This is a genomic window from Stutzerimonas balearica DSM 6083 (assembly GCF_000818015.1).
Lineage (GTDB): Bacteria > Pseudomonadota > Gammaproteobacteria > Pseudomonadales > Pseudomonadaceae > Stutzerimonas > Stutzerimonas balearica.
This window is the reverse complement of sequence record NZ_CP007511.1, coordinates 4,182,965-4,197,950: the sequence shown is the minus strand read 5'-3', so window position 1 is coordinate 4,197,950 and position 14,986 is coordinate 4,182,965. Positions and strand designations below refer to the sequence as shown.

Genomic DNA, 14,986 nt, shown 5'->3' with positions numbered 1-14,986 from the left:
GCGGGCTCAGCCCGCCATCTCGCCGCACAGGTCGTGGCCGAACCAGTACTCGACGTCGGCCTGGTCGAGGCCGGCGGCGAGCAGCGCGAAGAGCTTGCCGAGGGCGGCTTCGCGGGTCATCCCGCCACCGGACACCAGGCCGGCATCGCGCAGGCCGCTACCGGCGGCGTAGACGCCGAATTCCACATGCCCGCCCGGGCACTGGCTGATCGCGCCGAGCACCAGCCCGCGCGCATGCGCCTCGCGCAGGGCGGCGACAAAGGCCGGGTCATCGGCCGGGCCGGTTCCGCTGCCGTAGCACTCGAGCAGCAGCGCCTGCACCCCGCTGTCGGCCAGGGCCGTCAACTGTGCGGCGGCCACGCCGGGATACAACGGCAGCACTGCCACGCCGCGCGGCTGCCAGGCGCTGCGGTAGCTCATCGGCAGGCGCCGATCGGCACGTGGCCCCTGGCGCTTGCGCGGCGCCTCGGCAAAGGCATCGAAGTCGTCGCTGCGCAACTTGCTGACCCGGGCGCCGTGCAGCAGCGCACCGTTGAAGAACAGGCACACGCCTTCGACCCGGTGTTCCTGCAGGGCACGCATGGCGCCGAACAGGTTGTCCCAGGCGTCGCTGCCGGGCGCCGCCGCCGGCAGCATGGAGCCGGTCAGCAGCACCGGTGCCGGCAGCTCGAGCAGCAGAAACGACAGGGCCGCCGCGCTGTAGGCCAGGGTGTCGGTGCCATGCAGGACCAACACCGCATTGCAGCCGTCGTGGTCCACCGCCGCACGGATCGTGGCGGCCATCTGCAGCCAGTTCGCGGGCTGCATGTTGGCGCTGTCCAGCGGCGGGACGAACTCACGGAAGATCCAGTCCGGCAGGGCCTCGCCCGTCTCGGCCTGGCGCTCGCGCAGACGTGTCTCGAAGCCGGAGGCAGGCATCAGGCCGGCGGCACTCTGCTGCATGCCGATGGTGCCGCCGGTGTACAGCACCAGCAGACGTGTGGGGGATTGCGTCACGCGCGGTCCTCGCTCACGCGGCGTAGCGCCGCAGGAAGTGGGAAGGGGAGCTGGCGGGCGCTGTGCCCGCGCCGGCGCGTAACGCACCGGGCGGCACAGACCCTAGCCGGTTTCCTGGCCGGAGCCAAGCCGAGCGGGCCGCGCGAGCGGCGGCCCGGCTGCAGCCCGGCGCGTTGGCCGGGCAGGGCGGTCAGCTGCGTGCCGGCACGGCCGAGGCAGGCGCAGGCTGGCTGACCGTGGCGTCGACGGCGGGCCAGGCGGCCGGGTCGATGTCGAGGTCGGCGTACTGGCGGGGGTCGAACACCGGCTCTTCGACGCCGGCACGCACCTGGCTGTCGTAGTCGCGCATCAGGCGCAGGCCGACCTTGAACAGCAGCGTCACGGCGATCAGGTTGGCGATCGCCAGCAGGCCCATGGTGACGTCGGCGAAGGCGAATACGGTCCCCAGATCCTGCATCGAGCCCCACAGCACCAGAGCGATCACCAGCACGCGATAGATCGCCACCGGCATGCGCTTCTCGGTGAAGAAGCCCAGGGCGTTCTCACCCAGGTAGTAGTTGTAGATCAGCGTGGTGAACACGAACAGCAACAGGGCGATGCTGATGAACACCCGGCCCCACTCACCGACCACGGCGGCCATGGCGGTCTGCGTCAGTACCACGCCGGCCTGGTCCATGCCCGGCTCGTAGACGCCCGAGAGCAGGATGATCAGCGCGGTGCAGCTGCACAGGATGATGGTGTCGATGAACACCGACAGCAACTGCACGATGCCCTGCGCCACCGGGTGCTTGACCTCGGCGACGGCGGCGACGTTCGGTGCGCTGCCCAGGCCCGCCTCGTTGGAGAACAGGCCGCGCTTGACGCCCATCAGGATCGCCGCGCCGATGCCGCCGGCGAAAGCCTGCTCGAGGCCGAAGGCGCTGCGGAAGATCAGGCCGAAGGTCTCGGGTACCGAGCCGATGTTGCTGCCGATGACGAACAGCGCCATCGCCAGGTAGGAGAACGCCATCACCGGCACCAGCACGTCGGCCCACTTGGCGATACGGCGGATGCCGCCGAAGATGATCAGGCCGATCACCAGGGTCAGGGCGATGCCGCTGGCCACGGTGGGCACGCCGAAGGTGTCGTGCAGCGAGCTGGCGACGGTGAAGGACTGCACGGCATTGAAGCCGAAGCCGAAGGTCATCAGCAGCAGGATCGAAACCACGATGCCGAGCCAGCGCTGGCCCAGGCCATGCTGGATGTAGAACGCCGGGCCGCCGCGGTAGGTGCCGTCCGGCTCGCGGCGCTTGAACAGCTGCGCCAGCGAACATTCGAAGTAGCTGGTGGCCATGCCGACGAGGGCTACCACCCACATCCAGAACACTGCACCGGGGCCGCCGAGCATGATCGCCACCGATACCCCGGCGATGTTGCCGGCGCCGACGCGCCCGGCGACCGAGAGCATCAGGGCCTGAAAGGAGGACAGCTGGCCGGGCTGGCGTTCGAAGGCATGGCTGAAAATGCTGAACATCCGCCCGAAGTAGCGGAACTGGACGAAGCCGGAGCGGATGGTGAAGAGCAGGCCCAGGCCGATCAGCATCACGATCAGCACCTTGCTCCAGATGAGGTCATTCAGAAGGTCGAGCATGGCAATGTTCACCTTTTTGTCGTTGTTGTATGCAGGGCCCCGCCGGGGCGGGGCGAGCCAGGCAGGGATGGTCGATCAGGCACGGCGCGCCGGGCAATTTCGCGGGCGGCCGCGAACTGGCGCGACCTGATGCTATATTTGCGTCACTCGCGTCAGCTATCCGGGCCGTGCCGTGACTTCCCATCTAAGCGAAAACCTCAAACTGCTGTGTCGGCATTACCGCTCGATCGCCGAGGTCTGCCGGCGGCTGTCGATCAACCGCGCGCAGTTCAACAAGTACCTCAGCGGGCAGAGCCGGCCGACGCCCTACAACCTCAAGCGCATCGGCGACTTCTTTGGCGTCGAGCCCTACGAACTGGAGCTGCCTGCCGAGCAGTTCTCGCGCCTGGTCGGCGCACGCAACCCGGACGCGCAGAAAGCGGTCGTCGGTGATCCACTGCTCGAGCTGATGGCGCCGCTGCGGGCGCAGTGCGCCGACCTCACCCGCTACTGCGGCTACTACTTCGAATATGCCAACTGCATGTCGGTGCCGGGCAGCGTGCTGGTCTCGCTGCTGCAACTGCGCGAGGAAAACGGCCTGTACCTGTTCGAGCGCCAGGAGCGCCAGGAACGCGCCAGCCCGACCCTCGGGCAGGCCGAGGACTGGGTGCGCTGTCGCTACCTGGGCGCGGCCTTCGGCCTGCAGGACCGGCTGTTTCTGATCGACTACGAATCGCTGACGCTCAACGAGATGAGCCAGACCATTCTCATCCCCAGCTTCAAGAGCCGCATCACCCGGCTCAACGGCCTGAAGACCGGCGTCTCCTCCGGCGACCGCCGCACCCCGGCCTGCACCCGCGTGGTCTGGGAATTCCTCGGCAGGGAGATCAACCGCGTCAGCGCCTATCGCCAGGTGATGCTCTATGCGCCGGACGACCCGCGCATCGATCCGGAGATCCGCGAGCGCCTGGCGACACCCCATGTGGAGAACGGGCTGTTCGGCTTCGCGTGAAGCGTCAGAGCAGCCTGCGGTACTGGATGAAGCCCGAACGTTCGGCGATGCGGTCGTAGAGCATGCGCCCGGCGTAGTTGGTCTCCTGGGTCAGCCAGTGGACGCGCGAAGCGCCGGCGGCGGCCGCCTGGGCGTAGACGTGCTCGATCAGCGCGCGACCGATGCCCGCGCCGCGGACGTCCTCGGCCACGTAGAGATCCTGCAGGTAGCAGTAGTCGCCAGGGGTCCAGCAGCTGCGATGAAAGATCCAGTGCACCAGGCCGACGGCGCGGCCCGCCTGCCAAGCCAGCGCCGCATGCATCGGTTCGGCCGGGTCGAGCAGGCGCTGCCAGGTGAGCTCGCTGGTGGGGCGGGGAATCTCGGCGGCATAGAAGCGCTGGTAGCCCTGCCAGAGTTCGTCCCAGGCGGCGTGGTCGGCGGCGGCAATCGGGCGGATCTGAAACACGTTGCGGTCCTCTCTCAGTCGGTGATCGGCATCTGTGTGGCCAGCGCCTGCCCGTGCGGGTCGGGCGAGGTGGCCAGGCCCTGGCGAATCCCGGCCTGGTCTGCCGGCGAGCGGTTCTGGCCGAGTTTCCATTTGCCCTCCAGGCGCCTGATCGGCAGGGCGAAGCCGACAATCGCGCGCAGCATGGCGTCCAGATAATCATCGGGCGCATCGCTGACGGCCCAGGGCTGCGGTCGGCCGGCTTCATGCCGGTCGCTGAGGCGGCTGACGATGCGTAGGAGGCTGTCGCGCTCCTCGATCAGCTGTACCGGGCCACGGGCGTGCACGGCGATGTAGTTCCAGGTCGGCACGACCTTGCCGTGCGCTGCCTTGCTCGGGTACCAGCCCGGGCTGATGTAGGCGTCGGGGCCGCTGAACACCGCGAGCGCCTCGCCACCATCGTGCAGCGCGCGCCAGTGCGGGTTGGCCCTGGCGAAGTGGCCGTAGAGCGTGCCCAGCTCGCCTTCACCCGGCTCCAGCAGCAGCGGCAGATGGCTGGCCTGCACGCCAGCGGCGGTTGCACTGGCGAGCAGGGCGAACGGCGTGGCGTGAATCTGGCGGTGCAGTTCGCCGAGATCGTCCTGGCGGAAGGCGGCGGGCAGGTACATGGCGTGGATCTCTGGTGCGATGGGGCCATGCTAGGCAGGATATTGGTCCGCTGTAAGATCCATTGGCGACTACTTCGATAGAGCCAATTCACCATGCCCACGCTACCCCCATTGCCGGTCGATCTGTCCGGTATCCGCCTCGATCCGGGCCAGGGGCTGGCGCGTCAGCTCTACCAGGCGCTGCGCGAACGCATCCTCGACGGGCGCCTGCGCGGCGGCAGCCGGTTGCCGGCCAGCCGGGACCTCGCCGCCCTGCTGGGCATATCGCGCAATACCGTGACGCGCGCCTTCGACCAGCTGTATGCCGAGGGTTACGTCGCGGGGCGGGTCGGGGCCGGCACCTTCGTGGCGCAGCTGGACGGCCAGCGACCACAGGCGCGCCCGGGCGCCGGCGCGGCCCTTGCCACCGAGCCGCTGCGGCGGCTCGAGGTGCATCATCTGGCGCCGCCGCTCGGCGGTGCGCCGCGGGCCTTTCGCATCGGTGTGCCGGCGTTCGACCTGTTTCCCTTCGAGACCTGGGCACGCCTGTCGGCGCGCTTCTGGCGCCGGCCTTCGCCGGCGCGCCTGGGCTATGGCGACCCGGCCGGCGATCCGACCCTGCGCGAACTGGTGGCAGCCTATCTGCGCAGCAGCCGTGGCCTGAATTGCGACGCGAGCCAGGTGGTGATCACCTGCGGTGCGCAACAGGGCATCAGCCTCTGCGCCCAGCTGCTGGTGCAGCCGGGTGATCGGGTGGCGGTGGAAAATCCCGGCTATCGCGCCGCCGGCCATGCCTTCGCCGTGGCCGGTGCCCAACTGTGCGGCGTGGCGGTGGACGGCGAAGGCCTGGACAGCGCCGCCCTGGCGCGAATCGAGGGTTGTCGGCTGGCCTACGTGACGCCCTCGCACCAGTACCCCAGCGGTGTCACGCTGTCGTTGGCGCGGCGCCTGGAGCTGCTGGCGTGGGCCGAGCGTCGCGATGGCTGGATCGTCGAGGACGACTACGACAGCGAGTACCGCTACAACGGCACGCCGCTGGCGCCTCTGGCCGCGCTGGATCGGCAGGGGCGGGTGCTCTACGTCGGCACCTTCTGCAAGATCGCCTTTCCCGCGCTGCGCCTGGGCTACCTGGTGCTGCCGCCAGCGCTGGCCGAGGCCTTCGCCCGCCGCCGCGCGCTCGATATGCGCCATTCGGACATCGGCAGCCAGGCGGTGATGGCCGAATTCATTGCCGCCGGTCACTTCCAGCGTCACGTGCGGCGCATGCGCCAGGCCGCGCGGGCACGCCGCGATGCGCTGTTGCGGCATTGGCCGGCGGAGATTCCCGGCTGCGCGGCGCTACCGGCCGTGGACGCCGGCTTGCACCTGTGCGTGCCGGTGCACTCGCCGACACGGGAAGCCGAGCTGGTGGCCAAGGCGCGGGCGGCCGGCGTGGAAATGAACGGGCTGGCCGACTACTGGTTGGACGGCCAGGCGCCGCCAGGTGCAGGCGGCGGGCTGGTGCTGGGCTTCGCCGCGGTGCCGGAAGGTGAGATCGTCGCCGCGCTGCAGCGCCTGCGACGAGCCTGGAACCTGCCGCCCGAATAGCGACAGGCTCCAGGGGGCCATCACACCTTTTGCCGGCTGTCGTAGCGTTCGCGGTCGAGCTCGCCTTCGCTGCGGCCGACCAGGGTCGTGGTCATCAGGTCGCCGGCGACGTTCACCGTGGTGCGCGCCATGTCGAGGATGCGGTCGATGCCGGCGATCAGCGCCACGCCTTCCAGCGGCAGGCCCGCGGCGCTGAGCACCAGGCCGAGCATGATCAGCCCGGCGCCGGGAATGCCGGCGGTGCCGATCGAGGCCAGCGTCGCGGTGAGGATGATCATCGCGTACTGCCCGGCGCCCAGCTCGATGCCAAAGGCCTGGGCGATGAACAGCGCCAGCACGCCCTGGTAGATCGCGGTGCCATCCATGTTGATCGTCGCGCCCACCGGCAAGACGAAGCCCGCGACACCCTCGGATACGCCCAGATTGTTGCGCGCGCACTCGATGGAAACCGGCAGCGTGCCGGAGCTGCTCGAGGTACTGAAGGCCACTGCCAGCGCCGGGGCGATGCCCTGGAAGAAGCGCAGCGGGTTGAGTCGCGCCAGCCCGCCGAGCAGCCCGCCGTAGACCAGCAGCACGTGTGCGAGGCTGGCCAGGTAGATCACCCCGATGACGCCGGCCAGCGGCAGCAATACGTCGGCGCCATGGCTGCCGACCACGCCGGCGGTCAGGGCGAAGACGCCGATCGGCGCGACGCGCATCACCAGGTCGGTGAGCTTGTAGAAGCTCTCGGCCAGTGCATCGAACAGGCGCACCGCCGGCGCACCGCGCTCGCCGATCAGGTTGATGCTCACACCCAGGGCGATGGCGAAGACGATGATCTGCAGGATATTGCCCTCGGCAAAGGCGCTGACCGGGTTGGGCGGCACCAGGCCGACCAGGATCGACACCAGCGAGGGCGCCTGCCTGGCCTGCTCATGGCCGCTGGCGACCAGCTGCATGCCCTCGCCAGGGCTGAACAGGGCGCCGAACAGCAGGCCGATACTCACCGCGAAGGCGGTGGTTACCAGGTAAATGGCGATGGTCTTGAGGCTGATGCGGCCGAGCTTGGCGCTGTCGTGCATCGAGGTGATGCCGGCGACCAGCGAGACGAACACCAGCGGCACGATGAGCATCTTGATGGCATTGAGAAACAGCGTGCCGAGCGGCGCGAGGGTCTGCGCGCCTTCGCCAAAGCCAAGGCCGGTGGCGATGCCGAGCGTCAGGCCAATGAGAATCTGCTGCCAGAGCGGCAGGCGGACGAGCAGGCGCAGGGGCGCCGCAAGGGTCGTACTCGGGGTCATGGTCGTTCCTGTTGTTCTTGTTCTGCTGCACCGGGCCGCGTGACGCGGCCCGGCGCTGGGGTCAGGCGGTCAGCGGCGTCAGGCGGGGCGCAACCATGTTTTCCGGCCGCATGATGTCGGCCAGGATGGCTTCGTCGAGCAGGCGCTCCTCGCGCACCAGTTCCAGCACGCTGCGCCCGCTGAGCAGCGCCTCGCGGGCGATGCGGGTGCTGTTCTCATAGCCGATGTAGGGGTTGAGCGCGGTGATCAGCCCGATGGAGTTTTCCACCAGCTCGCGGCAGCGTGCCTCGTTGGCGGTGATGCCCTCGATGCAGTGCTCGCGCAGCATGTCCATGGCGCGGTGCAACAGGCGGATCGAATCGAACAGCTTGTAGGCGATCAAGGGCTCCATCACGTTGAGCTGCAGCTGGCCGCCCTCGGCCGCCAGGGTCAGCGCCAGGTCGTTGCCGATCACCTCGAAGGCGACCTGGTTGACCGCTTCGGGAATCACCGGGTTGACCTTGCCGGGCATGATCGAGCTGCCCGGCTGGCGCGGCGGCAGGTTGATCTCGTTGATCCCGGTGCGGGGCCCGGAGGAGAGCAGGCGCAGGTCGCTGCAGATCTTCGACAGCTTTACCGCCAGGCGCTTGAGCATGCCGGAGAAGAGCACAAAGGAGCCCATGTCCGAGGTCGCTTCGATCAGGTCGGCGGCCGGGCGCAGCGGTTGACCGCTGATCTGCGCCAGGCGCTGCACGGCGATGGCCTGGTAGCGCGGGTCGGCGTTGATGCCGGTGCCGATCGCGGTGCCGCCGAGGTTGACCTCCAGCAGCAGCTCGGGTGCGAAGCGGCGCAGGTGGCCGAGGTCTTCGCCAAGCGTGGTGGCAAAGGCGTGGAATTCCTGGCCGAGGGTCATCGGCACCGCATCCTGCAGCTGGGTGCGGCCCATCTTCAGGACCTGGGCAAAGGTCTCGCCCTTGGCAGCGAGCGACTGGCAGAGGCTGTCGAGGCTGGCCAGCAGGGTGTCGTGGCCGAGCAGCAGGCCGAGGCGGATGGCCGTCGGGTAGGCGTCGTTGGTCGACTGCGCCATGTTCACGTCGTTGTTCGGGTGCAGGTGGCGATAGTCGCCCTTGGTGTGGCCCATGGCCTCCAGGCCGAGGTTGGCGATCACTTCGTTGGCGTTCATGTTGGTCGAGGTGCCGGCGCCGCCCTGGATCATGTCGACGACGAACTGCTCGTGGAACTCGCCGCGGATCAGCCGTGCGCAGGCCTGGCTGATGGCCTCGTGCTTGCTCGGGCTGAGGTAGCCGAGCTCGCGGTTGGCGTCGGCGGCGGCCTGTTTGACCATTGCCAGGGCGGTGACCAGTTTCGGGTAGTGCGACAGCGGCACGCCGGACAGGCGGAAGTTGTTCAGCGCGCGCAGCGTCTGGATGCCGTAATAGGCGTCGGCGGGCACCGGAAGGGTACCCAGCAGGTCTTTCTCGATACGGAATGATGCAGGTTCGGACATGATGGTCGCTTGGTTCGGGTTGGCGCAGGCTTGGCTGCAGTGGCGCTACGATAGGGCTTGCTGCCGTCCGGCGGCCAATGCCGTTGCTTGCTGCCCTATGCAGGAACGGCATAATGGCGGCGTGACTTGCCGGTCGTGGCGAGCGTGGCGGAGGGGCCTGTGAATCTGGAAACCAAATGGCTGGAAGACTTCATTGCGCTGGCCGCCACGCACAGCTTTTCCCAGGCCGCGCAGCGGCGCTACGTCACCCAGCCGGCCTTCAGCCGGCGCATCCGCTCGCTGGAGGAAGCGCTGGGGCTGACCCTGGTCGACCGCAGCTGCACGCCGGTCCAGCTGACCGAAGCGGGGCAGCTGTTTCTGGTCACCGCACGCAGCCTGGTCGAGCAGCTCGGCGATGTGGTGCGCCATCTGCATCACCTCGAAGGCCAGCAGGGCGAGGTGCTGCAGGTCGCCGCGGCGCACTCGCTGGCGCTGGGCTTCTTTCCCGGCTGGGTCGCCGGGCTGCGCCGCGAGGGCCTCAACCTGGCCACGCGCCTGGTTGCGGCGAACGTCGGCGATGCGGTGCACCTGCTGCGAGAAGGCGGCTGCGACCTGATCATCGCCTACTACGACCCGGACGCCGCGCTGCAGCTGGACCCGGAACTCTTCCCGTCGCTGCACCTGGGGCGCACCGAAATGCTGCCGGTCTGTGCCACGGGCGAGGACGGCCGCGCGCTGTACGACATCGACAGCGGGCAGAGCGTGCCGCTGCTGGCCTACAGCGCCGGCGCCTTTCTCGGGCGTTCGGTGAACCTGCTGTTGCGCCAGCGTGCGTTGCGCTCGACCACCGTCTACGAGACGGCGATGGCCGACAGCCTGAAGAGCATGGCGCTGCAGGGCCTGGGCATCGCCTGGGTGCCACGCCTGTCGGTGTGCTCCGAGCTCGAGCGCGGCGAGCTGGTGGTCTGTGGCGGCGAGCAATGGCGGGTGCCGCTGGAAATCCGCCTGTATCGCTGCGCGCTGATGCGCAAGGGCGCGGTGCGACTGCTCTGGCGGCGCCTGGACGAACGCGCGCGTACCGCCAGCGAGGTGTGAAACAGGTCTGCGGCGAATCTCGGCGAATGCCGGGAATCGCGCCGACTCCTGCCAGACCAGGCTGGCTTTTCCCATGGCCCCGGAAAAAATTCGCCGCCTCGGGCAACTTCCGTCTCGCTTGCTGTCTTAGCTGAGCAACTCGTGCCATGGCCAGGCCGAATCTCGCCCAAGGAAAGACAGCCTTGAACACTGAACTTCTCTCGACCGGGCCCTGCTCAGGGCCGGTCTCGCCCATGTTCGATGGGCCGGACGCCTGCGGACGGGCGATCACCCTGCATGCCGCCTTCGAGCATCTGGCTCGTCTGTTTCCCGAGCATCCGGCGGTCTGCTCGACGCGCTTTGCGACGCTCGATTTCCGGACCCTGCAACAGGCCATCGAGCAGTCACGCAGCCAATTGCGCCAGGCCGGCCTCGGTCGCGAGGCGCGAATCGGCATCCTCCTGCCGGAGCCGGCGCAGGCGGCCGTGACCATCACGGCCATCGCCTGTTCGGCAGTGGCGGTGCCGCTGGACCCGCGCCTGGGCCCGGTGGAGCTGGAGCAGTTTCTCGAGCAGCTCAGCCTCGATGCCATGCTGGTCAGCGAGGAGGGCAGGCAAGCGCTGGCCGCCGCGCGCCGCCGCGGGTTGCCGCTGATCATGGCCGAGGCTGCCGAAGACGGCACGCCGGCCATGCGCCTGCGTGCACCGCGTGCGCCGCGTGCCGCCGCCGACGAACTGCCGCTGGCCGATGCGCCGGCCTTCATCCTGCGCAGCTCGGGCACCACGGCACTGCCCAAGCTGATTCCGTTCAGCCATCGCAGCATGCTGGCCGCCGCCCGCAAATGGCAGAGCTGGTTTCGCCTGCCGACCGGCAATCGTTGCCTGTGCATCTCGGCGCCCTATTACTCGCACGGACTGAAGGTCACCATCCTGACCCCGATGCTGACCGGCGGCAGCGTCGCCTTTCCGCTGAGCCCGGCGGTGATCGACCTGCACGAATGGTTCGACACGCTACAGCCGAGCTGGTACTCCGCCGGCCCGGCGATGCACCGGGCGATCCTCGAGGCGGCGCAGGCGCGCGCGGACGACCCCGAGCAGCACCGGCCGGACTTCGCCTCGTCCGGTGGTGCGCTGCTGCCGCAGGACATCATCGCGGACTTCGAGCGCGTGCTCGGCTTTCCACTGGTCGAGCACTACGGCTCCAGCGAGGCCGCGCAGATCGCCGTCAATACGCCGTTCGCCGGCGAGTTCCGCGCCGGCACCGTGGGCCGGCCCTGGCCGGGAACGCTGAGCATCGTCGACGAAACCGGGCAGCCAGTGACGCCAGGCGAGCGCGGCGAGATCCGCGTGCGCGGCGCGACCGTCATGCCCGGCTACCTGGGCAATGAAGCGCTCAACCGCGACGTGATGCGCGACGGCTGGTTCCATACCGGCGACATCGGCAGCCTCGATGCCGATGGCTTTCTGCACCTGCATGGGCGCCTGCGCGAGGTGATCAACCGGGGCGGCGAGAAGGTCAGCCTGCCGGAGGTCGATGCCGCGCTGCTGCGTCACCCGGCGGTGGCCGACGCCGCCGCCTTCGCCGTGCCGCATCCGCGTCTGGGCCAGGACGTCGCCGCCGCGGTGGTGCTGCGTGCCGGCGCAACGGCATCGGCAAGCGAGCTGCAGGCCTTCCTGCGCGGCGTGCTGGTGTACTTCAAGGTGCCGCGGCGGGTGCTTGTCGTCGACCAGTTGCCGCGCGGCCTGACCGGCAAGGTGCTGCGCCATCGGCTGGCCGAACAGTACGCCTCGCAGCGCGAGGAGCGCGCCCAGGCCGCGACTGGCGAGCCGGTTTCGCCCCTGGAGCAGGAGCTGCTCGGACTCTGGCGCCGCTTGCTGAAGACCGACGCGGTCGGCCCGGACGACAATTTCCTCGACTGCGGCGGTGATTCGCTGCTGGCCACCGAGATGCTCGCCGAACTGGAACGCCTGCTGGGCCGGGTGATCCCCGAGTCGGTGCTGGTCGAGGCGGAGACCGCCCGCGAACTGGCCGCGCAGCTGGAAAACCTGGCTGCCGACGCGATCCCGGTGATCGATTTCAACCCGCAGCCCGGGCAGACCACGCTGTTCTGGTTCCACGGCGATTTCGCCCATGGCGGCTACTACATCCGGCGCCTGGCCCGGCTGCTCGGCCAGCAACAGCCGCTGACGGCGATCGCGCCGCACGGCATGGGCAGCGAGCCGATTCCGGCTTCGGTCGAGGCGATGGCGCGCGAGCGCCTGCCGCTGATCCTGCAGCGCCAGCCAAGCGGGCCCTATCGCATCGGCGGGTACTGCAACGGCGCGCTGGTGGCCTTCGAGGCGGCGCGCCTGCTGATCGAGGCCGGGCACAGTGTCGAGATCGTCGCGCTGATCGACCCGCCGACCGCCAATGTGCGGCCCTGGTCGCGGGCGATCCTGCGCACGCTGGACCGGGTACTGCCCGATGCGCGTCTGGCGCAGGCCTACGAGGCGCTCAGCCGCTTCGGCGAGACCAGCAAGTGGCCCTATCCGAAGCGCCTGGCCAATCTCGCCGGCAAGCTCGGCCGCAAGGCCGCGCATGGCCTGCAGCAGCGCCTGGCCGGCAAGCGGCCGGAGCCGCCGTCGGAGCGCGATCAACTGGTGCGCGCGCGCTTCCTGCGCTACTCGCTGGTGATGGCGCGCTATCTGCCGCAGCGCATCGCCGCGCCGGTGGTGTACTTCTCGGCCGACTACACCAGCCGCGCCTGGCGCAACATGGGCACGCAGTTCGAGAGCTACGACGTCGAGGGTGGCCATCACCGCTGCGTGAAGGACTACACCGCATCGATCGCCACGCCGCTGCGCGCGCTGCTCGAGCAGTCCTCCGGTGCTGCCGGCGAAGCGAACGGCCTGATGCCGCTGGCCGATGCCAGCGAACGGGACGCAGCGGTGCGTCGCTAGTGACCGGGACACAAGTCGCAGGATGACCTTATGAAGCGCTCGATCGCGACCGTTTCCCTCAGCGGGACCCTGCCGGAAAAGCTCGAGGCTGCCGCGGCGGCCGGCTTCGACGGCATCGAACTGTTCGAGAACGATCTGCTGTACTACTCCGGCAGCCCGCGCAACATCCGCCGGCGCTGCGAGGAGCTGGGCATCGCCGTGACGCTGTTCCAGCCGTTCCGCGACTTCGAGGGCTGCCCGCGTGAGCGGCTGTCGCGCAACCTCGAGCGCGCCGAGCGCAAGTTCGACCTGATGCAGGAACTGGGCTGCGACCTGATGCTGCTGTGCAGCAATGTCCAGCCCGATGCGCTGGGCGACGAGCAGATCCTGCTCGACGACCTAGCGCGGATCGCCGAGCGCGCCGGTGCCCGCGGCCTGCGCGTTGGCTACGAGGCCCTGGCCTGGGGGCGCCATGTGCGCACCTGGCAGCAGGTCTGGTCGCTGGTGCGCCAGGTCGATCATCCGGCCCTGGGGGTGATCCTCGACAGCTTTCATACCCTGGCGCTGCGCGATGACCCCAGCGGCATTGCCGCGATTCCGGGCGAGAAGATCTTTTTCGTGCAGCTCGCCGATGCGCCCCTGCTGGCGATGGATGTGCTGGACTGGAGCCGGCATTTCCGCTGCTTCCCGGGGCAAGGCGAGTTCGATCTGGCCGGGTTTCTCGCGCCGGTGCTGCGCGCCGGCTACGCCGGGCCGCTGTCGCTGGAGGTGTTCAACGACAGCTTTCGCGCCGCGCCGCCGCTGGGCATCGCCGGTGACGGCCTGCGCGCGCTGCAGTATCTGGAGGAACAGACCCGCGTGCGCCTGCGCGCCGAGGGCCGCTTTCCGCCGCGCGTGGACGCCGCGCTGTTCGCGCCGCCGCCACCGGCGCGCTACGAGGGCATCGAGTTTCTCGAGTTCGCCGTCGACGAAGCGCACGCCACGCGTCTGGGTGGCTGGCTGCAGCGGTTGGGCTTCGTGCGCGCCGGCCTGCACCGCTCCAAGGACGTGCAGCTGTATCGCCAGGGCGGCATCAACCTGGTGCTCAATGCCGAACCCTATTCCTTTGCCCACAATTACTTTCTCGCCCACGGTCCCTCGGTCTGCGCCACCGCCCTGAAGGTCGACCGCGAGACGCCGATTCTCGAGCGTGCCTGCGCCTTCGGCGCACAGCCCTACCGCGGGCTGGTCGGCCCGAACGAGCGCCGGGTGCCGGCGGTGCGTGCGCCGGATGGCAGCCTGATCTACCTGGTCGAACCCGGTGCGCCGGGGCAGACCTTGTATGACGTGGATTTCCGCCTTGAGCCTGCGCGGCATGAGGGGGGTGGCCTGCGCCGCATCGACCACATGGCCACCGCCCTGCCGGCCGACAGCCTGGCCAGCTGGGTGCTGTTCTATCGCAGCCTGTTCGATTTCGAGGCCGACGACGAGCTGCTGGTCCCCGACCCCTACGGCCTGATGAAGTGCCGCGCGGTGCAGAGCCGCTGCGGCCAGGTGCGCCTGCCGCTGAACACCTCGCAGGACCGCAACACCGTGATCGCCCAGGCGCTGTCGAGCTATCGCGGGGCCGGCGTGCACCATGTCGCCTTCGCCTGCGACGACATCTTCGCCGAGGTCGCCCGTGCCCAGGCGGCCGGCGTGCCGCTGCTGGAGATCCCGCGCAACTACTACGACGACCTGGCGGTGCGTTTCGACCTGGACGACCGGATGCTCGCCGAGCTGGCGCGCAACAACGTGCTGTATGACCGCGACCCGCGCGGCGGCGAGCTGTTCCACGTCTATACCGAGTCGTTCGAAGGGCGCTTCTTCTTCGAGATCCTCCAGCGCCGCGGTGGCTACAGCGGCTATGGCACGGCCAACGTGGCGGTACGTCTGGCGGCCATGGCCAAGCGCAGCAGGCGCCCGGCCGCGCTCGAAGCCTGAGCGCCTGCAGCC

At 69.2% G+C, this 14,986-nt stretch carries 11 protein-coding genes; 5 read left to right on the top strand and 6 right to left on the bottom strand.

Going from position 1 to position 14,986, the window contains the following annotated elements:
* Nucleotides 1–6: 6 nt before the first annotated feature.
* Nucleotides 7–996: an asparaginase gene (locus CL52_RS19440; protein ID WP_041109461.1), complete on the bottom strand. Its 990-nt coding sequence runs from the start codon at nucleotides 994–996 to the stop codon at nucleotides 7–9.
* Between the two features lie 190 nt (nucleotides 997–1,186).
* Entirely contained in the window at nucleotides 1,187–2,626 is a 1,440-nt protein-coding gene (locus CL52_RS19435) for an alanine/glycine:cation symporter family protein (RefSeq protein WP_043222604.1), read from the bottom strand.
* Nucleotides 2,627–2,798: 172 nt separating this feature from the next.
* Here CL52_RS19435 and CL52_RS19430 point away from each other — a divergent pair, with 172 nt between their 5' ends.
* Nucleotides 2,799–3,617 carry a helix-turn-helix domain-containing protein gene (locus CL52_RS19430; protein WP_043222602.1) on the top strand — a complete coding sequence of 273 codons (819 nt, stop codon included), beginning with the start codon at nucleotides 2,799–2,801 and terminating at the stop codon, nucleotides 3,615–3,617.
* A gap of 4 nt (nucleotides 3,618–3,621) precedes the next feature.
* Here CL52_RS19430 and CL52_RS19425 read toward each other — a convergent pair whose 3' ends face one another.
* Together CL52_RS19425 and CL52_RS19420 are read right to left on the bottom strand one after the other, a co-directional pair.
* On the bottom strand, nucleotides 3,622–4,062 hold the full coding sequence (locus tag CL52_RS19425; protein ID WP_043222601.1) for a GNAT family N-acetyltransferase: 441 nt from the start codon (nucleotides 4,060–4,062) through the stop codon (nucleotides 3,622–3,624).
* A gap of 14 nt (nucleotides 4,063–4,076) precedes the next feature.
* A complete protein-coding gene (locus CL52_RS19420; RefSeq protein WP_041109467.1) occupies nucleotides 4,077–4,709 on the bottom strand; it encodes an FMN-binding negative transcriptional regulator in 633 nt (210 codons plus the stop codon).
* Nucleotides 4,710–4,802: 93 nt separating this feature from the next.
* Between CL52_RS19420 and pdxR the strand changes: the two genes are divergently transcribed.
* Entirely contained in the window at nucleotides 4,803–6,275 is a 1,473-nt protein-coding gene (pdxR, locus tag CL52_RS19415; RefSeq protein WP_043222599.1) for a MocR-like pyridoxine biosynthesis transcription factor PdxR, read from the top strand.
* Between the two features lie 20 nt (nucleotides 6,276–6,295).
* On the opposite strand, the gene CL52_RS19410 is transcribed toward pdxR, so the two are convergent.
* Nucleotides 6,296–7,555, bottom strand: coding sequence for a dicarboxylate/amino acid:cation symporter (locus CL52_RS19410; RefSeq protein ID WP_043222596.1), 1,260 nt, complete (start codon nucleotides 7,553–7,555; stop codon nucleotides 6,296–6,298).
* A gap of 61 nt (nucleotides 7,556–7,616) precedes the next feature.
* On the bottom strand, nucleotides 7,617–9,041 hold the full coding sequence (locus tag CL52_RS19405; protein ID WP_043222593.1) for an aspartate ammonia-lyase: 1,425 nt from the start codon (nucleotides 9,039–9,041) through the stop codon (nucleotides 7,617–7,619).
* Between the two features lie 159 nt (nucleotides 9,042–9,200).
* On the opposite strand from CL52_RS19405, the gene CL52_RS19400 reads away from it, so the two are divergent.
* From CL52_RS19400 to CL52_RS19390, 3 genes are all read left to right on the top strand, one after another.
* Nucleotides 9,201–10,115: a LysR substrate-binding domain-containing protein gene (locus CL52_RS19400; RefSeq protein WP_043222590.1), complete on the top strand. Its 915-nt coding sequence runs from the start codon at nucleotides 9,201–9,203 to the stop codon at nucleotides 10,113–10,115.
* 233 nt (nucleotides 10,116–10,348) lie between these two features.
* Nucleotides 10,349–13,033 (top strand): AMP-binding protein, encoded by a 2,685-nt coding sequence (locus CL52_RS19395; protein ID WP_043222589.1) that lies wholly within the window; start codon nucleotides 10,349–10,351, stop codon nucleotides 13,031–13,033.
* Nucleotides 13,034–13,063: 30 nt separating this feature from the next.
* On the top strand, nucleotides 13,064–14,974 hold the full coding sequence (locus CL52_RS19390) for a bifunctional sugar phosphate isomerase/epimerase/4-hydroxyphenylpyruvate dioxygenase family protein (protein WP_043222586.1): 1,911 nt from the start codon (nucleotides 13,064–13,066) through the stop codon (nucleotides 14,972–14,974).
* The last annotated feature ends 12 nt before the right edge of the window (nucleotides 14,975–14,986 follow it).

Coding starts and splice junctions, on each gene's coding strand:
- CL52_RS19435 (WP_043222604.1), bottom strand. CDS start 2,626: ATGCTCGACCTTCTGAATGACCTCATCTGGAGCAAGGTGCTGATCGTG.
- CL52_RS19420 (WP_041109467.1), bottom strand. CDS start 4,709: ATGTACCTGCCCGCCGCCTTCCGCCAGGACGATCTCGGCGAACTGCAC.
- pdxR (WP_043222599.1), top strand. CDS start 4,803: ATGCCCACGCTACCCCCATTGCCGGTCGATCTGTCCGGTATCCGCCTC.
- CL52_RS19410 (WP_043222596.1), bottom strand. CDS start 7,555: ATGACCCCGAGTACGACCCTTGCGGCGCCCCTGCGCCTGCTCGTCCGC.
- CL52_RS19405 (WP_043222593.1), bottom strand. CDS start 9,041: ATGTCCGAACCTGCATCATTCCGTATCGAGAAAGACCTGCTGGGTACC.
- CL52_RS19395 (WP_043222589.1), top strand. CDS start 10,349: ATGTTCGATGGGCCGGACGCCTGCGGACGGGCGATCACCCTGCATGCC.
- CL52_RS19390 (WP_043222586.1), top strand. CDS start 13,064: ATGAAGCGCTCGATCGCGACCGTTTCCCTCAGCGGGACCCTGCCGGAA.